This window comes from Pseudomonas sp. FeS53a (assembly GCF_000931385.1).
Classification (GTDB): domain Bacteria; phylum Pseudomonadota; class Gammaproteobacteria; order Pseudomonadales; family Pseudomonadaceae; genus Metapseudomonas; species Metapseudomonas otitidis.
In genome coordinates, this window is sequence record NZ_JYFT01000022.1 from 14,936 (window position 1) to 35,174 (window position 20,239).

Annotated in this window: 22 protein-coding genes; 10 read left to right on the forward strand and 12 right to left on the reverse strand. The window is 69.1% G+C overall.

Annotation, left to right across the window (positions count from 1 at the left end; genetic code table 11):
* Nucleotides 1-120: 120 nt before the first annotated feature.
* Nucleotides 121-1,065, forward strand: coding sequence for a LysR family transcriptional regulator (locus SZ55_RS07610; RefSeq protein WP_044403693.1), 945 nt, complete (start codon nt 121-123; stop codon nt 1,063-1,065).
* A gap of 8 nt (nt 1,066-1,073) precedes the next feature.
* Here SZ55_RS07610 and SZ55_RS07615 read toward each other — a convergent pair whose 3' ends face one another.
* Nucleotides 1,074-1,286, reverse strand: coding sequence for a hypothetical protein (locus SZ55_RS07615; protein ID WP_044403696.1), 213 nt, complete (start codon nt 1,284-1,286; stop codon nt 1,074-1,076).
* 223 nt (nt 1,287-1,509) lie between these two features.
* Between SZ55_RS07615 and SZ55_RS07620 the strand changes: the two genes are divergently transcribed.
* A complete protein-coding gene (locus tag SZ55_RS07620) occupies nt 1,510-1,734 on the forward strand; it encodes a hypothetical protein (protein ID WP_044403698.1) in 225 nt (74 codons plus the stop codon).
* A gap of 24 nt (nt 1,735-1,758) precedes the next feature.
* Here SZ55_RS07620 and SZ55_RS07625 read toward each other — a convergent pair whose 3' ends face one another.
* Both SZ55_RS07625 and pdxB read right to left on the reverse strand, forming a co-directional pair.
* Nucleotides 1,759-2,229: a hypothetical protein gene (locus tag SZ55_RS07625; RefSeq protein ID WP_052807548.1), complete on the reverse strand. Its 471-nt coding sequence runs from the start codon at nt 2,227-2,229 to the stop codon at nt 1,759-1,761.
* Nucleotides 2,230-2,326: 97 nt separating this feature from the next.
* Nucleotides 2,327-3,469 carry a 4-phosphoerythronate dehydrogenase PdxB gene (pdxB, locus tag SZ55_RS07630; protein ID WP_044403700.1) on the reverse strand — a complete coding sequence of 381 codons (1,143 nt, stop codon included), beginning with the start codon at nt 3,467-3,469 and terminating at the stop codon, nt 2,327-2,329.
* Between the two features lie 417 nt (nt 3,470-3,886).
* On the opposite strand from pdxB, the gene SZ55_RS07635 reads away from it, so the two are divergent.
* A complete protein-coding gene (locus SZ55_RS07635) occupies nt 3,887-5,281 on the forward strand; it encodes an MATE family efflux transporter (protein ID WP_232060726.1) in 1,395 nt (464 codons plus the stop codon).
* Nucleotides 5,282-5,332: 51 nt separating this feature from the next.
* Here the strand turns inward: SZ55_RS07635 and tusA are convergent, their stop codons facing one another.
* Nucleotides 5,333-5,572: a sulfurtransferase TusA gene (gene tusA / locus SZ55_RS07640; RefSeq protein ID WP_044403704.1), complete on the reverse strand. Its 240-nt coding sequence runs from the start codon at nt 5,570-5,572 to the stop codon at nt 5,333-5,335.
* 140 nt (nt 5,573-5,712) lie between these two features.
* Between tusA and SZ55_RS07645 the strand changes: the two genes are divergently transcribed.
* Nucleotides 5,713-7,245: an alpha/beta hydrolase gene (locus SZ55_RS07645; protein ID WP_044403706.1), complete on the forward strand. Its 1,533-nt coding sequence runs from the start codon at nt 5,713-5,715 to the stop codon at nt 7,243-7,245.
* A gap of 9 nt (nt 7,246-7,254) precedes the next feature.
* Here SZ55_RS07645 and rlmM read toward each other — a convergent pair whose 3' ends face one another.
* Entirely contained in the window at nt 7,255-8,307 is a 1,053-nt protein-coding gene (rlmM, locus tag SZ55_RS07650; RefSeq protein WP_044403708.1) for a 23S rRNA (cytidine(2498)-2'-O)-methyltransferase RlmM, read from the reverse strand.
* A 254-nt stretch (nt 8,308-8,561) separates the two neighbouring features.
* Between rlmM and SZ55_RS07655 the strand changes: the two genes are divergently transcribed.
* On the forward strand, nt 8,562-8,792 hold the full coding sequence (locus SZ55_RS07655; protein WP_044403710.1) for a DUF2789 domain-containing protein: 231 nt from the start codon (nt 8,562-8,564) through the stop codon (nt 8,790-8,792).
* Between the two features lie 119 nt (nt 8,793-8,911).
* Complete coding sequence (gene ptrC / locus SZ55_RS07660; protein WP_044403712.1) at nt 8,912-9,103, forward strand: type III secretion system co-regulatory protein PtrC; 192 nt, start codon at nt 8,912-8,914, stop codon at nt 9,101-9,103.
* A gap of 21 nt (nt 9,104-9,124) precedes the next feature.
* Here ptrC and SZ55_RS07665 read toward each other — a convergent pair whose 3' ends face one another.
* From SZ55_RS07665 to SZ55_RS07680, 4 genes are all read right to left on the reverse strand, one after another.
* The gene (locus SZ55_RS07665) at nt 9,125-11,359 is read right to left on the reverse strand and encodes a xanthine dehydrogenase family protein molybdopterin-binding subunit (RefSeq protein ID WP_044403714.1); all 2,235 of its coding nucleotides are present in this window, start codon (nt 11,357-11,359) and stop codon (nt 9,125-9,127) included.
* A gap of 11 nt (nt 11,360-11,370) precedes the next feature.
* Nucleotides 11,371-11,829 carry a (2Fe-2S)-binding protein gene (locus SZ55_RS07670; protein WP_044403716.1) on the reverse strand — a complete coding sequence of 153 codons (459 nt, stop codon included), beginning with the start codon at nt 11,827-11,829 and terminating at the stop codon, nt 11,371-11,373.
* A 122-nt stretch (nt 11,830-11,951) separates the two neighbouring features.
* Nucleotides 11,952-12,878: an AraC family transcriptional regulator gene (locus SZ55_RS07675; protein WP_082078164.1), complete on the reverse strand. Its 927-nt coding sequence runs from the start codon at nt 12,876-12,878 to the stop codon at nt 11,952-11,954.
* A 220-nt stretch (nt 12,879-13,098) separates the two neighbouring features.
* Nucleotides 13,099-14,124, reverse strand: a complete 1,026-nt coding sequence (locus SZ55_RS07680) for a zinc-dependent alcohol dehydrogenase family protein (RefSeq protein ID WP_044403718.1) — start codon at nt 14,122-14,124, stop codon at nt 13,099-13,101.
* A 166-nt stretch (nt 14,125-14,290) separates the two neighbouring features.
* On the opposite strand from SZ55_RS07680, the gene SZ55_RS07685 reads away from it, so the two are divergent.
* Together SZ55_RS07685 and SZ55_RS07690 are read left to right on the forward strand one after the other, a co-directional pair.
* Nucleotides 14,291-15,208, forward strand: a complete 918-nt coding sequence (locus SZ55_RS07685) for a LysR family transcriptional regulator (RefSeq protein ID WP_044403720.1) — start codon at nt 14,291-14,293, stop codon at nt 15,206-15,208.
* A 26-nt stretch (nt 15,209-15,234) separates the two neighbouring features.
* A complete protein-coding gene (locus SZ55_RS07690) occupies nt 15,235-15,693 on the forward strand; it encodes an SRPBCC family protein (RefSeq protein ID WP_052807549.1) in 459 nt (152 codons plus the stop codon).
* Here SZ55_RS07690 and SZ55_RS07695 read toward each other — a convergent pair.
* Both SZ55_RS07695 and SZ55_RS07700 read right to left on the reverse strand, forming a co-directional pair.
* Nucleotides 15,681-16,823 (reverse strand): AAA family ATPase, encoded by a 1,143-nt coding sequence (locus SZ55_RS07695; protein WP_044403722.1) that lies wholly within the window; start codon nt 16,821-16,823, stop codon nt 15,681-15,683. The genes SZ55_RS07690 and SZ55_RS07695 overlap by 13 nt on opposite strands.
* 5 nt (nt 16,824-16,828) lie before the next feature.
* Nucleotides 16,829-17,692 carry an RNA ligase family protein gene (locus tag SZ55_RS07700; protein ID WP_044403724.1) on the reverse strand — a complete coding sequence of 288 codons (864 nt, stop codon included), beginning with the start codon at nt 17,690-17,692 and terminating at the stop codon, nt 16,829-16,831.
* Nucleotides 17,693-17,949: 257 nt separating this feature from the next.
* On the opposite strand from SZ55_RS07700, the gene SZ55_RS07705 reads away from it, so the two are divergent.
* Both SZ55_RS07705 and SZ55_RS07710 read left to right on the forward strand, forming a co-directional pair.
* Nucleotides 17,950-18,378, forward strand: a complete 429-nt coding sequence (locus SZ55_RS07705) for a hypothetical protein (RefSeq protein WP_044403725.1) — start codon at nt 17,950-17,952, stop codon at nt 18,376-18,378.
* Nucleotides 18,379-18,512: 134 nt separating this feature from the next.
* The gene (locus tag SZ55_RS07710) at nt 18,513-20,018 is read left to right on the forward strand and encodes an MFS transporter (protein ID WP_044403728.1); all 1,506 of its coding nucleotides are present in this window, start codon (nt 18,513-18,515) and stop codon (nt 20,016-20,018) included.
* On the opposite strand, the gene SZ55_RS07715 is transcribed toward SZ55_RS07710, so the two are convergent.
* A complete protein-coding gene (locus SZ55_RS07715; protein WP_044403730.1) occupies nt 20,008-20,238 on the reverse strand; it encodes a hypothetical protein in 231 nt (76 codons plus the stop codon). The two genes, SZ55_RS07710 and SZ55_RS07715, sit on opposite strands and share 11 nt — an antisense overlap.
* Between the last annotated feature and the right edge of the window lies 1 nt (nt 20,239).

Genomic DNA, 20,239 nt, shown 5'->3' on the forward strand with positions numbered 1-20,239 from the left:
TGTGTCGCCCGGGGGTCAGGATAAGCACACGGATAGGTGATTCATTGTGTACTCAGCGGCCATAATCGGCGGCACCACTTCATGCCAGAATTCGCGCCCCGTTCCGGGCCGGAGCCCTTGATGGACATCCTCTTCAACATGCGTGCCTTCGTCTGTGTCGCGGAGACCGGCAGCTTCACCGCCGCCGCCCAACGACTGGACCTGACCACCTCCTACGTTTCCCGCGCGGTCGCCACCCTGGAGACCCACCTGCGAACCCGCCTGTTGCACCGAACCACCCGCCGCATTGCCCTCACCGAAGCCGGCCAGCGCTACCTGATGCGATGCGAGCAGATCCTCGGCTACATCGAGGAGGCCGAAGCCGAAGCCAGCGAAGCCCACGCCCGCCCCGCCGGCAACCTGAAGGTCCATGCCATGACCGGCATCGGCCAGCACTACCTGATCGAAGCCATCGCACAGTACGCCGAGACCTACCCGGACGTGAGCTTCGACCTGACCCTGGCCAACCGCACCACGGACATCCTCGACGAGGGTTACGACATTTCAGTGGTGATCGCCCAGGAGCTGCCGGACTCGGGCTTCATCTCCAAGCAGCTGGGCACCACCTACAGCGTGCTCTGCGCCTCCCCCGGCTACATCGCCAAGCACGGCGCGCCACGCCAGCCCGCCGACCTGCTGGGGCATCGCTGCCTGCGCCTGGTGAACTCGGTGATGTCGCTGGACAAGTGGACCTTCGATGGCCCGGACGGGCAGCAGATGATCACCATCACCCAGACGCCCTTCCAGGTGAACACCGCCGATGCGCTGACCGAGGCGCTGCGGGCGGGCATGGGCATCGGTGTGCTGCCGGTGTACTCGGCGGTGCACGGCCTGCGGGACGGCAGCCTGGTGCGGGTGCTGCCCCATCACAGCCTGTTCCCGCTGGGCATCTACGCGCTGTACCCGTCGCGGCAGTTCCTCGATGCGAAGATCCGCACCTGGGTGGAGTTCCTCCGCGACTTCCTCCCCGGCCGCCTGAAGGCCGACGAGTCGGTCTTGCTGGAGCACAGCGCAACGCTGGGTTGAGCCTTCCGTCAGGCGGCGAGCGCAGCACTCTGGCGCTTGCGCCGCTTGGCGCTCTCCAGCAGCCAGATGGCCTGGCTGGCCTGGGCATCGGCCAGGCGCACGAAGGGGCCGGCCTTCACCGCGCCATCCAGCACCACCAGCCAGCACGTCAGGTGGCCGGCGCGGCGCAGGGTTTCGGGGACGGCTGAGCCGACCAGGGACATGATCTCGGCACTGTGCATGCTGGACTCCAGGACGATGTGGACGATGCGGACGATGGCGCCACTCTAGGAGCCGGCCTGGCGGTGCGGAAATCAGTCCGCTCGATAGTACTCATGGGTCGCCACGATGCCGCCACCGTCCTGCCCGCACTGACCGGCGAGGAGCCCCTGAAGCCGTCAAATGCCCCGCACCTTCACGGCATTCCGCCGTCCAACATCGGACAGCCGCAAGCGGAGACGCGAGATGCCTGGCAGCTATCGATACGAAATCATCTACCGGCTCCACGGGAGCCCGCAGGCGTTCATCGTCGAACTGGACGGACCGCCCAGCAGCGCCGATATCCATGCGCTGCTGGTGGAGCGACACGGCATTCCACTGGGGGAGACGCCGCCGAGGGACAACAAGGACTACCTGCGCCTGACCACCGGCCACGGCATCCAGGACGTGGCGGTCAGGCGCAAGTACTGACAGCCACGCAGGCCGTCGGCAGGATCAGCTGAGGGTGCCGAGGTTGAAACCGGTGACCGAGGCCAGGGTGCCACGCCACAGGGTCAGCCCGGTGCAGGTCAGGCCGCCGGCGGCGTAGACGCTGACATCACGCAGGTGGATGTACTGGGGCGGCAGCAGGTTCGGGTCTTCCCCGGTGGACTTGGCCATGACGCCGAGCTTGGCGAAGGTGGCGCGGATGTCCTCGCGGCCCTCTTCCGGCCAGGAGTGGGCGTATTCCTGGGCGAACAGGTCGAAGTAGCTCTCCACGGAGATCAGCGTGCCGCTGACCAGGCCCGCGCCGACGGTGAGGGTGATGCCCACTTCCACGCCGAGCTCGTTGGCCTGGCGCACCAGCATCTGCAGGAACCAGTCCATGCTGCGCCCCGTCCACTCGAAGTCCTTCGCCGTGCTCAGGTCATAGCTGCTGAGGATTTCGGCGGCATTCGACTTGGGGGTGTTCTGGGTGTCGCTCATTCGTCCATCTCCGTGGTTGCGGGGCTTGAAGTCCAAGGGTTATAGCACGGCGCCGGCGACAGGCAGGCGCCGCCGTTGCGCGGCAGCGCGCCGCAGGTCAGGCGAGGGTCGCGCCGAGGGCGCGGATGCAGCGTTGCAACGCGGGCGACTCGCCCAGCAGGCGCACCCGCAGGCCGTCGATCTCGCGGCGCACCGGGTAGTGCTTGCGCAGTGCGTCGAAGGCAGCGCGGCGCTGGGTGGCGTCCCCCACCAGGCTGCGGCGGAAGTCGGCGTCGTCCCGGCGCGGGTCGTACACCGCGCGGCAGAGCATGGGCAGCGCCCACTGCGGATCGGCGCTGGCATCCAGAACCAGTTCGGGCAGCCAGGGCGCCGGCAACAGGTCGGCCAGGCGCACCGTCTCGGGCTGCTTCAGGGCCCGGCAGAAGGCCTGGTAGATCTGCTCGGTGCCGCGCAGCTTGCCATCCAGGCTGTAGCCGGCGATGTGCGGGGTGGCGATGCGGCACAGCGCGGCCAGTTGCGGGTCCGCCTCGGGCTCGCCCTCCCACACATCCAGCACCACGCGCAGGTCCGGGCGCCGGCCCAGCACGTCGCGCAGGGCACGGTTGTCCACCACCGCGCCACGGGCGGCATTGATCAGCCAGGTGCCTTCGCGCAAGGCGGCCAGGCGGGTGGCATCGAGCAGGTGATGGGTGGGGTGGTCGCCGGATTTTTCCAGCGGGGTGTGCAGGCTGATGGCGTCGCAACGCGCCAGCAGGGTGTCCAGGTCCACGTAGTCGCCACCCTCGGCGGCCTGGCGCGGTGGGTCGCAGACCAGCACGGTCCAACCCAGCTCGCGCAGCACCCGTACCAGGCGCCCGCCCACCTGGCCGGCGCCAACGACTCCATAGGTGCGGCTGGCCGGGTCGACGCCGGCGCCCTCGGCCAGGGTCAGCAGGCTGCCCAGCACGTAGTCCACCACGCCCCGGGCGTTGCAGCCCGGCGCACTGGACCAGGCGATACCGCCCGCGTCGAGGGCCTGGGTGTCCAGATGATCGGTGCCGATGGTGCAGGTGCCGACGAAGCGCAGCGCGCTGCCTTCCAGCAGGGCGCGGTTTACGTGGGTCACCGAGCGCACCAACAACACTTCGGCATCGCCCAGGGCGGCACGGTCGATGGCCCGGCCGGGCAGGCGGCGGATGGTGCCGAAGCCTCCGAAGAAGGCATCGACCAGGGGAATGTTCTCGTCAGCGAGGATCTGCATGGGGGCACTCCATGGGCGGGGTGGGCATTCTACGGAATCCGTCGCGCAAGGTCCTACAGCCCTTTCCTGACCCATGCGTCAACGCGTAGACTACGCGGTCTTTCGCCTCCGCTGATTCCCCATCGCCGGCAGTCCCCCTGCCACGGCCGCTTCAGCGCCCGCTGCGAGCCCATCGCAGCCAGGCGGCCCGACAGGGCACCTCTAAAAACGTAAGCGAGGCAGTCAACGCAAGGCAAAAACAGGCGAAAAAGCGCAGTTTACGCGGTGTAAATGAGCATTTTGATCGGACTCGCGCACGAGCCTGTTTTTAACGCAGCGATGGCCACGCAGCCAGTTTTTAGGGGGCCCGCCGGGCATACGCAAGACGGACGCCACCGCCGTACCGGTGAACGCTACACAGCCATGGAAAGACCTCCCGTGACCATCCGAACTCGCCTCGACCGTACCCGTCGCGAACTCCGAGCCCTATTCACCCTCGCCCTGCCGATCATGATCGCCCAGCTCTCCCACTCGGCCATGGGCTTCGTCGACGCCGTGATGGCCGGCCGCGTGAGCCCCCGCGACCTGGCCGCCGTGGCCCTGGGCAACTCCATCTGGATACCCGTGTTCCTGCTGATGACCGGCATCCTCCTGGCCACCACCGCCAAGGTGGCGCAGCGCTTCGGCGCCGGCCAGCAGGGCGAGATCGGCCCGCTGGTGCGCCAGGCCCTGTGGCTGGCCGTGGCCGTGGGCCTGGGCGGCGCCGGCCTGCTGCTGTGCGCCGAGCCGGTGCTGCACCTGATGGGCGTGGAGGAAGACCTGATCGCCCCGAGCATGGGCTACCTGCACGGCATCGCCTACGGGCTGCCGGCGGTGGCGCTCTACCAGGTGCTGCGCTGCTTCAGCGACGGCCTGGGCAGGACCCGCCCGAGCATGGTGCTGGGCATCTGCGGGCTGCTGCTGAACATCCCGCTGAACTACGTGCTGATCTACGGCCACCTGGGCTTCCCGGCCATGGGCGGCGTGGGCTGCGGCTGGGCTAGCGGCACGGTGATGTGGATGATGTTCCTGGGCATGCTCGGCTGGGTGCGCTTCGCCCGCGTCTACCAGGGCAGCGCCCTGTTCGCCCGCTTCGAGCGGCCCGACTGGTCGGTGATCCGCCGCCTGCTGTCGGTGGGCCTGCCCATCGGCATCGCGGTGTTCGCCGAGTCGAGCATCTTCGCGGTGATCGCCCTGCTGATCGGCGGCCTCGGCGCCAACGTAGTGGCCGGCCACCAGATCGCCCTGAACTTCAGCTCCCTGGTGTTCATGATCCCCTACTCCCTGGCGATGGCCGTCACCGTGCGCGTCGGCCAGGCCCTGGGCCGTGGCGAGCCCCGCGAGGCGCGCTTCGCCGCCGGCGTGGGGATGGCCACCGCGCTGGCCTACGCCTGCCTCTCGGCGAGCCTGATGATGCTGCTGCGCCAAGGCATCGCCGGCATCTACACGCCGGACCCGGAGGTGATCGCCATGGCCGCCTCGCTGCTGGTGTTCGCCGCGCTGTTCCAGTTCTCCGACGCCATCCAGGTGACCGCCGCCGGTGCGCTGCGGGGCTACCAGGACACCCGCGCCACCATGGTCATCACCCTGTTCTCCTACTGGGGCATCGGCCTGCCGGTGGGCTGGCTGCTGGGGCTGACCGACTGGCTGGGCGAAGCCAGCGGCCCGCGCGGTCTGTGGCAGGGGCTGATCGTCGGTCTGACGGTGGCGGCGGTGATGCTCAGCTACCGCATCACCGGCAGCGCCCGGGCGCACATCCGCCACCTGAGCCAGCGGCCGACCGCTGTGGCCTGATCCGGCGATAGCGTCGCCACAACGCAACAGGGCCCTTTCGGGCCCTGTTTGTTAATCGGCTTTCTTGCGAATCCAGTACAGATAAGTGCCTGCCTCTTCCGCCTGGTCCACCAACTCGTGGCCGAGGAACATGCAGAACTTCGGAATGTCGCGGCGAGTCGAGGGATCGGTGGCGATCACCTTGAGCAGGCCGCCGGCCTGCAGGTCGCGCACCTTGTTGTGCAGCATCATCACCGGCTCGGGGCAGTTGAGGCCGGTGGCGTCGAGAATGGCATCGGGCTGATCGGTCATGGGGCACTCCGTCGAAGGGGCGCTATTGTCGCGCAAAGCGCCGCGTCCGCCCACTCCCAGAGCCCGACCTTGGATGGGCCGCCGGACGGAACGCAACGGTGGTAGCCTGCCGCGCCACGCCCACCACATGCCCAACCACCATGCGCCCGACCTGCCTGCTGCTTGCCCTCCTCCTGCTCGGCGGCTGCGCCGCCCGTGACCACCTGCCCGACTACAGCGCCCAGGCCGGCAAGGCCCTGCCCGCCACCTGGTACGACGCGGTGATCATCGCCCGTGACGGCACACGGCTCTCCGCCACCGTGTTCCAGCCCGCCCTCGCCGCCGGGGAAACCGCCCCGCTGGTGGTGCACACCCACGGCTGGGGAGGCTGGCGGGTCACCGGGCCGGACGGTTTCTACGGTAAGCGCATGATCTCCGGGCGCACCGCTCTGCGGGCCTGGCGCGCCGGCTACTGGGTGGTCAGCTACGACCAGCGCGGCTGGGGCGGCAGCGAAGGCGACATCGAGATGATGGACCCGCGTTATGAAGTGCAGGACGCCCTCGCCGTGGTGGACTGGGCCAGCGCCCACCTGCCGCGCCTGACCGAGGACGGCCCCGGAGACCCGCGCGTGGGCATGCTCGGGGAAAGCTACGGCGGCGCCGTGCAACTGCTGGCCGCCAGCGAAGACCCGCGCATCGACGTGCTGGTGCCCATCGCCACCTGGTACGACCTGGCCGACGCCCTCGCCCCCGGCGGCCGCCTCAAGGTGGGCTGGACCGGCGTACTGGTCAGTCTCGGCCTGGCCACCGGCTACGACCTCGGCAAATTCATCCAGGCGCCCTACCTGCGCAGTGCCGGCGGCGAGCTGACCGAGCCGGTGCGCGACGAACTCCACGCCCACAGCCTGGCGGCCTACTGCGAGCAAGGCCGCCGCCCGCGAGCCGACGCCCTGCTGATCCAGGGCCTGCGCGACACCCTCTTCCCCCTCGACCAGGGCCTGGCGATCCGCGACTGCCTGCGCCAGGGCAGCGCCGACGTGCGCCTGCTGGGCATCCAGGGCGGGCACATCCTGCCGCCACCGCTGCAGCGCTGGAGCGGCCTGCCGCCCTTCAACAACGAACCGGTGCTGCACTGCGACGGCCAGGCCCTCAACCTCGAAACCGCAGTGGTGAACTGGTACGAAGATCGCCTGCGCGGCCGTCACGGCGCGGCGGACAGCATCCCGCGCCTGTGCCTGAGCCTGTCCACCGACGAGGGCCTGGCCCTGCACGAAGCACCGCGCCAGGACAGCCCGCTGCCCCTGCCGGAAACCCGCCTGCGCCCCGCCACCAGCGGCTGGCTGCAGCCGGCGGCCTTCGTCGAGCTCAAGCGGATCGAACAGCCGGCTGCCCTCGTGGGGCCGACCCTGTTGCACCTGCGCCCCCGGCAGGACGATCACGAAGTGTTCGCCGCCCTCGCCGTTCGCCGGGCCAACGGGGATGTGGAGGTGCTGAACGAGCAGGTCACCCCGCTGGCCGCGCGGGCCGACGTGCGCCTGCCTTCGGTGAGCACCCGGCTGCAACCGGGTGACCGCCTCGGCCTGCGCTTCAGCGGCTTCAGCGGGCAGTACCTGTTCAACGGGTCCTGGTGGCCGGGCCAGGTGAGCCTGGCCGGTGAAGTGGAACTGCCGGAGCTGCAGCCCCTGCCCCACTGAGCGGCAGCCTCAGCCGAGGCGCCGCAGGTGGCAGGTGACTTCCTCGCGGTCGTGGTAGAGCTGCTTGCAGGCCATCGCCACCTTGATGCGGCGCGCCTTGAAGCTTTCTTCAAGGCGTTGCAGCAGGCGCTGCACTTCCGCATAGCGCTGCTTCATCGGCAGCTTGAGGTTGACCACCGCCTCGCGGCACAGGCCCTCGCCGATCCAGGTCTCCAGCAGCGCCGCGTTGCGCGCCGGCTTCTCGACGATGTCGCAGACCATCCAGTCCACCGGCTGCTTCGGCTTGTAGGTGAAGCCATCGGCCCGCAGGTGCTGCACCAGGCCGGTGTCCATCAGGCTCTGGGCCATCGGGCCGTTGTCGATGGCGGTGACCAGCATGCCGCGCCGCACCAGCTGGTAGGTCCAGCCGCCGGGCGAAGCCCCCAGGTCGACCCCGGTCATGTCGCCGGACAGGCGCGTCTCCCACTGCTCGCGGGGGATGAAGGTGTGCCAGGCCTCTTCCAGCTTCAGGGTCGAGCGGCTGGGCGCCTCGCGGGGGAACTTCAGGCGCGGGATGCCCATGGGCCAGAGGGCCGAGTTGTCGGGCTCGGCCAGCCCGACGAAGACCTCGCGGCCACTGCGGAACGTCAGCAACAAGCGCGGCAGGCGCGGGTCGTCCCGCAGGCGCCCGGCCTTCTCCAGCGCCTTGCGCAGCGGGCCCTCGAACTTCTTGCAGAAGTTCGACAGCTCCTTGCCTTCATTGGTGTCCAGCACCTCCAGCCAGAGGCTGCCGCACACCGGGTAGGCACCCAGGTGCTCCAGCAGCACGCTGATGCGATCGGTCTCCGGCAGCGCGAGGAACTCACCCCGGGCCCACTGGCGCGGGAAGATCAACCGGGCGAAACGCTGCCCCAGCATCAAGCGCTCGGCACCGCCGGGCTCCTGGCAGATGAATTCGGCATGGGCGCTGCCGGCCTTGCCCTTGGCATAGCCGGGCACCTCCAGGCGCGCAGCCAGGTCGGTGATCTCGGCGCAGACCTCGCCCTCGAAGCCGGGCCGGCAGTGCAGTAACAGGGTGTTCATGGTGGTGTCTCCTCGGGCGCGCACTATAGAGCCGACGCAGGAGATTTCACACAACCACCCGAGAAAAATCGCTCACCGAATCCGAGACACAGCCAAAGCTGCACCGGGTCGCGGGATTTCTTGGGGTTTTCAGACACGCGCTCTGCCCCCAGGAGCGCACAGAAGCTATCTGCCGCTGCAACGTCGCTATCTCACCCGATGAACCGTTGCGCCGGATCGCAAGTCCAACCCCGCAGACCCAACAGGAGACCACCATGGACACCACGCCCCATACCCTTGCCACCCTGTTCGAACAGCTCGGGCTGGACGCCAGCCGGCCGGCCATCGAGGCCTTCATCGCGGGCCATCGTCTGGAGGAGGGTCGGAAGATCCATGAAGCGCCGTTCTGGAACGAGGCCCAGCGGGATTTCCTGCGCAGCGCCCTCGGCCAGGACGCGGACTGGGCGGTGAAGGTGGACGAGCTGGCCGTGCGCCTGAGCGCCTAGCGCCGGGTCCATCGATGGGGCTGATGGCGACCATCAGCCCCTTTCAGTTCTGCGCCCGGGAGCGCAGCGGCATCATGCCTCGGGTCGGGCACCTGCCCCGCTGAAACGAGGATCGAGCCATGTCCTTCCCCCACGCCTGCAACGACAACAGCTACCTGGTCACCCATGTGACCCAGGATGAGTTCCGCCTGCACTTCGAGACCGAGGTGGCGCTGTGCCGTGAGGACGGCACCTTCGAGATGCTCCAGGTGAGCACGCCCATCGCGGAGCGTCGCGCATTGCGCCAGCTGATTCGCGGCGAGGCGGCCTGATAGGGCCACCTCGCCGGCCGGTCAGGCCTTGACCTGGGTGGGGAACGGCAGCTTGCGCAGGCGCACGCCGGTGGCGGCGTAAAGCGCATTGGCCACTGCCGGTGCCAGGGGCGGTACGCCCGGTTCGCCGACGCCGGTGGGCTTCTCGGCGGAGGGCAGGATGTGCACCTCCACCACCGGCATCTCGTTCATCCGCAGCACCTGGTAGTCGTGGAAGTTGGATTGCTCCACGCGCCCTTCCCGCAGGGTGATGGCGCCGTGCAGGGCGGCCGCCAGGCCGAAGCCGATGCCGCCCTCCATCTGCGCCTTGATCACGTCCGGGTTGATGGCCAGGCCGCAATCCACCGCGCAGACCACCCGATCCACCCGGAAGCTGCCATCAGCCTTGACCGTCACCTCCGCCACCTGGGCCACGTAGCTGCCGAAGGATTCATGCACGGCAATGCCACGGCCACGCTTCTCGCCCTCCGCGCCCGGCTTGAGCGGCCGGGACCAGCCAGCCTTGTCGGCGACCAGTTCCAGCACGCCTCGGTGACGCGGGTGCTTCTCCAGCAGCCCGTGGCGGAAGGCGTACGGGTCCTTGCCGGCGGTGGTGGCGGCTTCGTCCACCAGCACTTCGGCGGCGAAGCCGGTGTGGGTGTGGCCCACCGAGCGCCACCACTGCACGGGGACGCCGATGTCGCTGGGGGTGCTCAGCTCCACCTGCAGGTTGGGGACGGCGTAGGACAGGTTGGAGAGGCCCTCCACCGAGGTCTGGTCGACGCCGTCCTTGATCATCACTGCTTCGAAGCCGGTGCCCTTGATGATGGATTGCCCGACGATGCGGTGGTGCCAGGCGGTCAGCCGACCTTCGGCATCCAGCGCAAGGCGTGCGCGGTGCAGGTAGGCCGGGCGGTAGTAGCCGCCACGGGTGTCGTCCTCACGGGTCCATACCAGCTTGACCGGCGCCTTCACGCCCTTGTCCCAGGCGGCCTTGGCGATGGCCACGGCTTCCAGCGGGTAGTCCGACACCGGGTTGGCGCGGCGACCGAAGCTGCCGCCGGCGTAGAGCTGGGTGATGGTGACCTTCTCCGGGGCGATGCCGAGCAAGCGCGCCACCGAGGCCTGGTCACCGGTCTGCCACTGCTCGCCGTTCCACAGTTCGCAGGCGCCTTCGGAGAGGCGCACCAGGCAGTTCATCGGTTCCATGGCCGAGTGGGCCAGGTAGGGGAATTCGAACTCTGCCTCGATGCGCTGGTGGGCTTTGGCGAGGACCGGCTCCACGTCCCCCTGGCGGGTGGCGACGGTGCCCGGCTGGGCAGCGGCGTCACGGTAGCGGGCGAAGATCTCCTCGCTGCCGAGGGTGAAGGCACGCTGTTCGTCCCACTCCACCGCCAGGGCATCCCGGCCGCTGCGGGCAGCCCAGGTGTTGTGCGCCAGCACGGCGACGCCGGCACGGCCGTGGGGCAGGTCGCGGAACTCCACCACCTCCACCACGCCCGGCACAGCCTTGGCGCGGGTGGCGTCGACCTTGGCCGGCACGGCACCGAAGCGCGGCGGGTAGGCCACCACGGCCACCAGCATGCCGGGCAGCTTGAAGTCCTGGGTGAACACGGCGCGGCCGTCGGTCTTGTCGGGGCTGTCCTTGCGCGGTACGGCCTGGCCGATGAGGCGGAAGTCCTTCGGCTCCTTGAGGGGGACGCTGGCCGGTACGCTCTCACGGGCCGCGGCCTCGGCCAGTTCGCCGAAGCCGGCCTTGCGACCGCTGGCGGCATGGCTGATGACGCCCTGCTCGACGCGCAGGGAATCAGCCGGTACCTGCCATTGCCGCGCGGCTGCGGCCACCAGCATGGCGCGGGCGGTGGCACCGGCCTTGCGCATCTGCTCGTAGGCATTGGCGATGGAGCTGCTGCCGCCGGTGCCCTGGAACGGCCCGAACGCCAGGTTGTTGTAGCGCTTGGCGTCGGCGGGCGCGCCCTCCACCACGACCCGGCTCCAGTCCGCTTCCAGCTCTTCGGCCACCAGGGTGGCGAGGCCGGTGTAGGCGCCCTGCCCCATCTCCACGTGCTTGGCGATCACCGTTACCTGGCCGCTGCGGTCGATGCGCACGAAGGCATTGGGTTCGAAGCTGCCGTTGCCGGCCAGCAGTTCGGCGGCGTCCAGCAGGGGCGAGAACAGCACCCCCAGGGCCAGTCCGCCACTGCCGCGCAGGAAGGTGCGGCGGCTGACGTTGAAGATGCCGGTCTCCGGCGCTGCGTCCTGCTCGAAGGTGCTCATGACGTCGCTCCTCATGCCAGCTGCCCGGCGGCTTCGTGGATGGCCGCGCGGATGCGCACGTAGGTGGCGCAGCGGCAGATGTTGCCGCTCATGGCGGCGTCGATGTCGGCATCGGTGGGCGTGCGGTTGCCACTGAGCAGGGCGGTGGCCGCCATGATCTGCCCGGACTGGCAGTAGCCGCACTGCACCACGTCGAGCTTGCGCCAGGCGGCCTGGACGGCGCGGCCGACATCGTTCTCGGCCACCGCTTCGATGGTGGTGACCTTACGCCCCACCACGCTGGAAACGGGGGTGACGCAGGCGCGCGTGGGCTGGCCGTCGACGTGCACGGTGCAGGCGCCGCACAGCGACATGCCGCAGCCGTACTTGGTACCGGTCATGCCGGCCACGTCTCGCAGGGCCCACAGCAGGGGCATGTCGGGCGCCACGTCGAGCGCGGTGTCCTGGCCATTCAGGTTGAGGGTAATCATCGGTTGGCCCACCTCTTCGGGATCGGGTTGGTCGTCATCGGCCGCACGCGGCCTGGCTGGTTTTCTTCAGACTAGAAGGCCGCCGCCGACCCCGGTGCCGGGGCGACGAAGCGGCGGCCGGTTCAGGCACTCTGCCGCAGGCGGGCGATGTCGCGCTGGGGCGGCGCGCCGAACAGCCGGCTGTATTCGCGGCTGAACTGCGAGGGGCTCTCGTAGCCGACGCGGCCGCCGGCGGTGGCGGCGTCCAGGGCTTCGCTGAGCATCAGCCGCCGCGCCTCCTGCAGGCGCAGCTGCTTCTGGAACTGCAGCGGGCTGAGGGCGGTGACCGCCTTGAAATGGTGGTGCAGCGCCGAGCTGCTCATGTTCACTTCGCTGGCCAGGGCTTCGATGGACAGCGGCCGGTGGTAGTGGGTCTTTAACCACGCCACCGCGCGGGCGATGCGCTGGGCCTGGCTGCCGGCGCAGGCGATCTGCCGCAACTGCGCGCTGCGCTCGCCCATCAGCAGGCGGTAGAGGATCTCGCGCTTGATCAGCGGCGCCAGCACGGGGATGTCGGCCGGGGTATCCAGCAGACCCACCAGGCGGATCAGCGCGTCCTGCAGGCCGCCGTCCAGGCTGCACACCGAGATGCCCCGGGCGGACGCCGACAGCGGCGGCGGCTCGGCGATCTGCAGCAGCATCTCGCTGATGGCGGCGGGCTCCAGGTCCAGGCGCATGCTGAGGTAGGGCACCTCGGGCGTGGCTTCGAGCACCTGGCCGATCACCGGCAGGTCGAGGGAGACGATCAGGTACTGGGACGGACCGTAGCGGTAGCACTCACCGTTGAGCTGGGCTTGCTTGCTGCCCTGGACCACCACGCCCAGGGCGGGCTCGTAGAGGCAATGCAGCGGTTCGCTGGGCGTGCTGGCGCGGAACAGCCAGAGGCCGGGGATGGCGGTGGCGCTGCCGCCCTCCTCCCTGGCGAATCGTTCAATCAGCCTGGCGAACCGGTCCTGGGCTCCGAGGGGGGCGGTGAAAACAGGGTCGGCGTTGGAGACGGATGAGTTCATGGTTGGGGCTTCTCCCGGCAAGGCTTCCGACTCTAACCGCGGCGAAAACCGGCGTCTCGCACGCGAATAGAAACAGGCAGGATCGTGCAAGAATCCGGCAGGAATCGACTACCCGGGCAAGGAGGTGGGACGGCAGACTGCAGTCCTGGCTGAAACCACCGCCGCCCACAACGCAATCCGGCGCACAGGGCGCCGGATTGAAGGGGTCGCAGGGAACAGGTCAGTCGGCGACGCGCATCACCACCCGTCCGCCGGGCGGGCAGGTTTCCATGTAGCGGCTGGCCTCGATGAAGTCCTCGAATTCGAAGACCCGGTCGATGCTCGGCTTGAGCAGGTGGTCGCGGGTGAGCTGGTTGATGTGCTCCAGAGCGCGGCGAACGGCCGCCTCATCACGCTCCAGGCCCGACTCCGGATCGCCACCGGTGAAATCCATGACGCAATGACGGAAGAACTGCAGGTGCTTCTTGAACGCCGCGCAGGCCGGGAAGGCCGCATCGTTGCCACCGTTCAGGCCGTAGAGGATCAGCTTGCCGCGCTGGGCGGCGACATCCCCCAGCAGCTTCATCTGCGGGCCGGCGCACTGGTCGAGGATGACCTCGACGCCCTGGCCGTCGGTGAAGCGCTCGACCTCCAGCACCAGGTCCTGCTCTTCGGTAACGATGATCTTGTCGGCCCCCAGCTCCTTGAGGAACGGGCGGCTCTCGGGGTAGCTGGTGGAGGCGATGACCACCGCGCCCAGCGCCTTGGCCAACTGCACGGTCTGCGGCGCCAGGCAATGGCCGGCCTCGGTGACCAGCACACGCTGGCCGGGTTTGAGCCGGGCCAGGTCCATCAGGGCGAAGTAGCCCATCAGCAAGGGGGTGTAGTGCACCGCTGCCTCGACCGGAGTGAGCACCTCGTCCGGGTAGCGCGTCAGGGCGCTGCGCGGCAGCAACACCTGGTCGCCCCAGGTGGGGTAGCGGTTGGGGGTGCTGGCGGGAAAGCTGGCCACGGCCACACCGGGCTCGAGGTCATCGACCCCCTCGCCCACGGCCTCGACCACGCCGGCCATCTCGAACCCGACACCCGACGGCAGGCGTGCCGACTCGGAGGCCAGGTTCTGACGCCAAAGCACGTCTTTCCAGCTGACGCCGATGGCACGGGTGCGCACCAGAACCTCGCCGTGCCCGGGCACCGGGGTGGGGAGCTCTTCCAGCTTGAGCACATCGGCCTCGCCGAACTGATGGAAACGGATCATGCGGGACATCACGCACCTCGCCTGTGACTCTTTACATGGCCACGGACTCTATCCGGGCTTTGTCCACAAAACCACCCGTAGCGATCAATAGTCGTCATAAACGGTGATGATGCGGGCGCTTGACGGCGCCTGCGCGGAGCCTCATTTTTCACCCACTTTTTCCGGAAGCCCATGCATGAACAGGAACGACCTGCGCAAAGTCGACCTCAACCTGCTGATCGTCTTCGAGACGCTCATGCACGAGCGCAGCGTGACCCGCGCGGCGGAAAAGCTGTTCCTTGGCCAGCCCGCCATCAGCGCGGCCCTGGCCCGCCTGCGGTCACTGTTCGACGACCCGCTGTTCGTGCGCACCGGGCGCAGCATGGAGCCCTCGGCGCGGGCGGTGGAGATCTTCTCCCTGCTGACCCCGGCGCTGGACTCCATCTCCACCGCCATCAGCCGCGCCGCCGACTTCGACCCGGCCACCAGCAGCGCGGTGTTCCGCATCGGCCTGTCGGACGACGTGGAGTTCGGCCTGCTCCCCGCCCTGCTCCGCCGCCTGCGTGCCGAGGCCCCGGGCGTGGTGCTGGTGGTGCGCCGCACCAACTACCTACTGATGCCCAACCTGCTGGCCTCGGGGGAAATCTCCGTGGGCGTCAGCTACACCGACGAGCTGCCGGCCAACGCCAAGCGCAAGACCATCCGCCGCGCCCGCTCCAAGCTGCTGCGGGCCGACTCGGTCCCTGGCCCCCTGAGCCTGGAGGACTACTGCTCGCGCCCCCACGCCCTGGTGTCCTACGCCGGTGACCTCAGCGGCTTCGTGGACGAGGAGCTGGCCAAGCTCGGCCGCAGCCGCCGGGTGGTGCTGGCGGTGCCGCAGTTCAACGGCCTGGGCGCCCTGCTGGCCGGGACCGACATGGTCGCCGTGGTGCCGGACTACACCGCAGCCGTGCTCACCGCCGCCGGTGGCCTGCGGGTGGAGGACCCGCCCTACGGCAACCGCACCTTCGAGCTATCCATGGCATGGCGCGGCGCCCAGGACAACGACCCGGCGGAACGCTGGCTGCGCTCGCGCATCCAGATGTACTGCGGCGACCCCGACAGCCTGACCTGAACCGCGCGTACCGCAAGGAGACCGCCATGCAGGACACCCAGACCCTCGCCCTCCACACTCACCGACGCTTTGCACAATCGGCCGACGCGGTCTACAGCGCCTGGCTGAACCCGGCGCTGGCCTGCCGCTTCCTGTTCGCCACGCCCGGTGGCGAGATGCGCGTCGTCGACCTCGATCCCCGCCCCGGTGGCCACCTGCTGATGGTGGAACTGCGTAACGGCGAGAAGGTCGAGCACGTCGGCGAATACCTCGAACTGGTCCGCCCCCAGCGGCTGTCCTTCACCTTCGGCATCGGCCGGGACAGTGCCGAGCGCGACCGCGTCGACGTGGACATCAGCGCCCTGGACGAAGGCTGCGAGCTGCAGCTGACCCATCACCTGGACGCCCGCTGGAGCGAACAGGCCGACAACGCCCGCGCCGGCTGGGAGGCCATGCTGGCGCACCTGGCGGCGGCACTGGAATCGGTGAAGCCTCACACCACCTGATAGACCACCCGGTTCGCCTCGCTGGGCACCGGCACCTCCCACTTGAACAGCATCCGCGCGATGTCCTGGTTGCGCAGGCTGCTGTCGCGCTGGCGATTGCGCCGGAGGATCTCCGCCTCCGGCTGCTCCAGGTAGACCAGCTCCACCCGCGCGTCATAGGCGTAGAGCAGGTCCAGGGTCTTCTTGCGCATCTGTGCCGACAGGTGCGTGGCATTCCACACGAAGGGCCGCCGCGCCCGCAGCAGTCCCCGGGCCTGGTCGATGGCGTAGTGCGCAGCGGCCCCTTCGTTCTGGCCGTGACGCAGGCCCAGTGCCTCGCGGGCGTCGTCGAAGGACACCGCCGGCAGGTCGGGGCGGTGGCGTGCCTGCCAGGTGTTCTTGCCACTGGCCGGCAGGCCGGCCAGCACCACCACCTCGGAGCCCTCCACGGCCCGGTGCAGCGGGTAGTCCGGCAGCACCCGCGCGCCGCGGAAGTACTGCACCCGGGTGTGCTCGTCGACGAAGGCCTTGGGCGCGTGCAGGCAGCCCTCCTCCTCCGCCAGTTGCTCGAACAGGTCGATCTCGTCCAGCACCGCCTGCTTGCCGTCGAACCCACGCCCCAGCATGTCCGCCCGCGCCACCGCGCAGAGCATCCACAACGGCAGCTCCCAGGACAGGCGGTGCAGGGTGAATTCCACCGGGCGCCCGCTGCGGTCGCTGCTGAGGGCGAAGAACGGCAGCTGGTGCACGGCGATGATCCGGCAGATGCGCTCGCGAAGCTCGAACGGCACGCCGGCGCGCCACAGCAGGATGCGCGCATCGATGGCGCCGCGCCGCGAATGGCCCGGCTGGCCGATACGGCCGGTGCTTTCGTCGATCACCGTGGTATCGGGCTTGGCGATGTCGTGCAGCAGCGCGGCGAAGAACAGCACGAAGCGCGCGTCCGCATCGGCAGCGGCATAGGCCGGCTGGGCCAGCAGCGCGTCCACCACCATCCGGGTGTGGATCCAGACGTCGCCCTCGGCATGGTAGAGCGGGTCCTGCGGGGTATCGGCCAGCCGCCCGAGGGACGGGATGGCCGCCAGGCAGGCGGCGAAGTCCGCTGCCTGGCCGGGGTTGGGCACCAGGGCCCTGAGGGTTGCCATGTCCATGGTCTTCAGTCTCCTTGGGCAGCCAGGCTGGCCCAGGTCACCACCGGCTGCGGGGCGTAGAGGTCAACGCCCGGTGCCAGCAGGTTGGGAATGTACGGCTGCCGTGAATGGTGCAGGCCGCTGTCGAGGATCGCCTGGACGAAATCCGGGCGGACCCACTTGGCGCGGCCCAGGGTGTGCCGAGCGTCCTCGATCTTCAGGTACAGCCCCTCCATGTGCTCGGAGTGGTCGCCATTGGCCAGCGCCCGGGCCAGGTCCAGCCCTTCGCGCCGTACGGTGCGCTCGAAGCTGGCGCGCCAGTCGGGCGAACGCGCCAGGGAGGGACCGACCAGCCGCAGCAGGTCGGCCAGCCGGGGCGGCGGCGGGCCCTCGTGGAGCACCGGCACCGACAGCACCGGGCCACCGGCCAGCAGCCCATGCCGCGCACGGGTGGACAGGAAGGCCTGCTCGGTGCGGTCCCAGATGTCGAACTCGAGGAACAGGTGCGGCAGCCGGTCGTAGAACACCGAATGCAGCTTGCTGCACACCTCGCCGAACATCACGTAGCGGTCTTCCAGGCGCTCCAGCAGCCAGGCTTCGTGGGCACAGGCCCATTGCTTGAACTGGCCGAACTGGCGCTCGCGGCTGCCGCCGATCAGGTAATGCCCTCGGGATTGCAGCAACAGCTCGCCGCCGGGCGAGAAGCTGATGGCGGCGTTGGCGCCGTCGAGTTTTTCCTCCACCACCAGGTGGCAGCCGGCCAGGTCACGGTAGGCGAGCTGGTCGGCATCGCTGTCGCCGAGCTGCAGCCGCGACGACTCCAGGTGAGGCGTGCGCGGGTACTTGAACAATTCGAGGTTGAGCGTCGAAACGCGGACGTGGTCCGTCATGGTCTTCTCCTTCTTGAAACAGGGAAAACCGACGACGTGATCTAGCAGGATTCAGTGAGCGTGCGAATGCACGGCCAGCAACAAGGCTTGTCGAACCGTCGTCGGTGTCAGGCGAGTTGGCTGGCGCGGGGCATTGGCTTCACCACTTGAGGGAAGGGGGTGGATCGGAAAGGCGCGCATTGGACCGCCACGCCACCCGGCCTGTCAAGGCCGTGAGCGTGATGCACCGCACACCGGGTTGCCCGGAGCCTGGCGCAATGGCACTCGGCGGCCTGGAAGTGGTCAGCGCGCGGGCCCTGTACGTGTACTGCCAGCAGCAGGAACAGGAGTGGCGCGAGAGGAACCGCATCCGCGGCATGGAAGAGCGCGGGCTCGGCTTCACCCGCTTCGACACCCTCTTCGACCCGGCCACCCCGGGCGCCAGCAAGCGCACCACGCAGTCGAGCTCCAGCGTCTCCTACAGCGGCGACAGCGACAGCACCACGATCCCGATCTTCAACGCCGAAGTGACGGGCGACATCGGCGCCCTCCAGGGACTGTCCAAGCTGGTCAACCCGCAAACCGCCTTCGCCAGCGCCGACAAGCTGGCCAAGGCCATGGCCGATGCCAAGCAGCAGTTCGAGTCGGGCAAGCTCTCGAAGGCGGAGTACCAGAGCCTGAAGATGAAGATCCTCAGCGACCTCTGAACCACCACCCGCCAGCCCCGTTTGCCGGTCAGCCCCGTGCCGGCCGGCAGACAACCTGAACTCCCCTCCCCCTCGCGCGCTCTCCAGATCATGGCCAGCCCCGGCGCCGGCCCCCATGGATCAAGGAGCCCGCGATGAACAGCCCCTCGCTGACCGCACACGCCCGTCCAGGCCAGGACGCCACCGGCGACGAAACCCGCCACTACGACACCGACCTGCCGGCGCGGCTCGACCGCCTGCCCTGGGGGCGCTTCCATACCCTGCTGGTGATGGCGCTGGGCATCACCTGGCTGCTGGACGGCCTGGAGGTCACCCTCGCCGGCTCGGTGGCCGCCGCCCTCAAGCACAGCCCGGCCCTGCACATGAGCAACACCGACGTGGGCCTGGCCGGCGGCATGTACATCGCCGGGGCGGTGCTGGGGGCACTGTTCTTCGGCTGGCTGACCGACCGCATCGGTCGCCGACGGATGTTCTTCATCACCCTCGCGGTGTACATCGCTGCCACGGCCGCCACCGCCTTCGCCTGGAACCTCTGGAGCTTCCTGCTGTTCCGCTTCCTCACCGGAGCCGGCATCGGCGGCGAGTACTCGGCCATCAACTCCACCATCCAGGAATTCACCCCGGCCCGCTTCCGTGGCTGGGTGGACCTGGGCATCAACGGCACCTTCTGGATCGGCGCTGCCCTCGGCGCGGTGGGTTCGGTGGTGCTGCTGGACCCGGACGTGGTGGGTGGCGACATGGGCTGGCGCCTGTGCTTCGGCATCGGCGCGGCGCTGGGGCTGGTGATCCTGCTGATGCGCCTGTGGCTGCCGGAAAGCCCGCGCTGGCTGATGATCCATAACCGCCCGGACGAAGCAAAGGCCATCATCGACGCCATCGAGGCGCGCTTCCGCCGCGAGGGGCACACACTCGCCTCCGTCGACCACCTGCCGCGCATGCGCCTGCGCGGGCGGGACCACACGCCCCTGCCGGAGGTGCTGCACACCCTGTTCGTGCGCCACCGCCGCCGCGCCCTGGTGGGCCTCAGCCTGCTCACCAGCCAGGCGTTCTTCTACAACGCCATCTTCTTCACCTACGCCCTGGTGCTGACGGACTTCTACGACGTCCCAGGGGACCAGGTGGGCTGGTACATCCTGCCCTTCGCCCTCGGCAACTTCTGCGGCCCGCTGCTGCTGGGCCGGCTGTTCGACCATGTGGGGCGACGGGTGATGATCAGCAGCACCTACATCCTCTCCGGCGTGCTGCTGACCCTGAGCGGCTACCTGTTCCAGCAGCAGATGCTCGACGCCACCCAGCAGACCATTGCCTGGATGGTGATCTTCTTCTTCGCCTCGGCGGCCGCCAGCTCGGCCTACCTGACGGTGGCCGAGACCTTCCCGCTGGAGGTTCGCGCCCTGGCCATCGCCGTGTTCTACGCCTTCGGCACCGGCCTGGGCGGCATCGTCGGGCCGCTGCTGTTCGGCCAGTTGATCGAGAGCGCCGAGCGCAGCCAGGTGTTCATCGGCTACCTGATCGGCGCCGGGCTGATGGTGGCGGCCGGGGTGATCCAGGCGTTGTGGGGCGTGGCGGCCGAGCGGCAGCCGCTGGAGAGCGTGGCGAAGCCGCTGTCGCAGGTGGAGCCGGAAGCGGTCACTGCATGAGCGTGCCGAGGGTCACCACGGCGCCCAGCAGCACGAACAGTCCCACCGTGCAGGTGATGGCGCTCTCCCAGCCATCGTCCAGCCAGTGGCCCCTGGGATAGCGCCCCAGGGTGCCCAGGCGCAGGACGACGCGGCCGACGCCGAACAGCACCCAGCGCAGCAGCACCTCCACCAGCAGTTCGCCCAGCAGGCGGCCGACCGCGCCCAGGAGGCTGTCCATG

Bases quoted from the DNA above. Each gene is read 5' to 3' on its own strand.
- SZ55_RS07610 (WP_044403693.1), top strand. From the start codon at position 121: ATGGACATCCTCTTCAACATGCGTGCCTTCGTCTGTGTCGCGGAGACC.
- SZ55_RS07615 (WP_044403696.1), bottom strand. From the start codon at position 1,286: ATGCACAGTGCCGAGATCATGTCCCTGGTCGGCTCAGCCGTCCCCGAA.
- SZ55_RS07620 (WP_044403698.1), top strand. From the start codon at position 1,510: ATGCCTGGCAGCTATCGATACGAAATCATCTACCGGCTCCACGGGAGC.
- SZ55_RS07625 (WP_052807548.1), bottom strand. From the start codon at position 2,229: ATGAGCGACACCCAGAACACCCCCAAGTCGAATGCCGCCGAAATCCTC.
- pdxB (WP_044403700.1), bottom strand. From the start codon at position 3,469: ATGCAGATCCTCGCTGACGAGAACATTCCCCTGGTCGATGCCTTCTTC.
- tusA (WP_044403704.1), bottom strand. From the start codon at position 5,572: ATGACCGATCAGCCCGATGCCATTCTCGACGCCACCGGCCTCAACTGC.
- SZ55_RS07645 (WP_044403706.1), top strand. From the start codon at position 5,713: ATGCGCCCGACCTGCCTGCTGCTTGCCCTCCTCCTGCTCGGCGGCTGC.
- rlmM (WP_044403708.1), bottom strand. From the start codon at position 8,307: ATGAACACCCTGTTACTGCACTGCCGGCCCGGCTTCGAGGGCGAGGTC.
- SZ55_RS07655 (WP_044403710.1), top strand. From the start codon at position 8,562: ATGGACACCACGCCCCATACCCTTGCCACCCTGTTCGAACAGCTCGGG.
- ptrC (WP_044403712.1), top strand. From the start codon at position 8,912: ATGTCCTTCCCCCACGCCTGCAACGACAACAGCTACCTGGTCACCCAT.
- SZ55_RS07665 (WP_044403714.1), bottom strand. From the start codon at position 11,359: ATGAGCACCTTCGAGCAGGACGCAGCGCCGGAGACCGGCATCTTCAAC.
- SZ55_RS07670 (WP_044403716.1), bottom strand. From the start codon at position 11,829: ATGATTACCCTCAACCTGAATGGCCAGGACACCGCGCTCGACGTGGCG.
- SZ55_RS07675 (WP_082078164.1), bottom strand. From the start codon at position 12,878: ATGAACTCATCCGTCTCCAACGCCGACCCTGTTTTCACCGCCCCCCTC.
- SZ55_RS07680 (WP_044403718.1), bottom strand. From the start codon at position 14,124: ATGTCCCGCATGATCCGTTTCCATCAGTTCGGCGAGGCCGATGTGCTC.
- SZ55_RS07685 (WP_044403720.1), top strand. From the start codon at position 14,291: ATGAACAGGAACGACCTGCGCAAAGTCGACCTCAACCTGCTGATCGTC.
- SZ55_RS07690 (WP_052807549.1), top strand. From the start codon at position 15,235: ATGCAGGACACCCAGACCCTCGCCCTCCACACTCACCGACGCTTTGCA.
- SZ55_RS07695 (WP_044403722.1), bottom strand. From the start codon at position 16,823: ATGGACATGGCAACCCTCAGGGCCCTGGTGCCCAACCCCGGCCAGGCA.
- SZ55_RS07700 (WP_044403724.1), bottom strand. From the start codon at position 17,692: ATGACGGACCACGTCCGCGTTTCGACGCTCAACCTCGAATTGTTCAAG.
- SZ55_RS07705 (WP_044403725.1), top strand. From the start codon at position 17,950: ATGGCACTCGGCGGCCTGGAAGTGGTCAGCGCGCGGGCCCTGTACGTG.
- SZ55_RS07710 (WP_044403728.1), top strand. From the start codon at position 18,513: ATGAACAGCCCCTCGCTGACCGCACACGCCCGTCCAGGCCAGGACGCC.
- SZ55_RS07715 (WP_044403730.1), bottom strand. From the start codon at position 20,238: ATGGACAGCCTCCTGGGCGCGGTCGGCCGCCTGCTGGGCGAACTGCTG.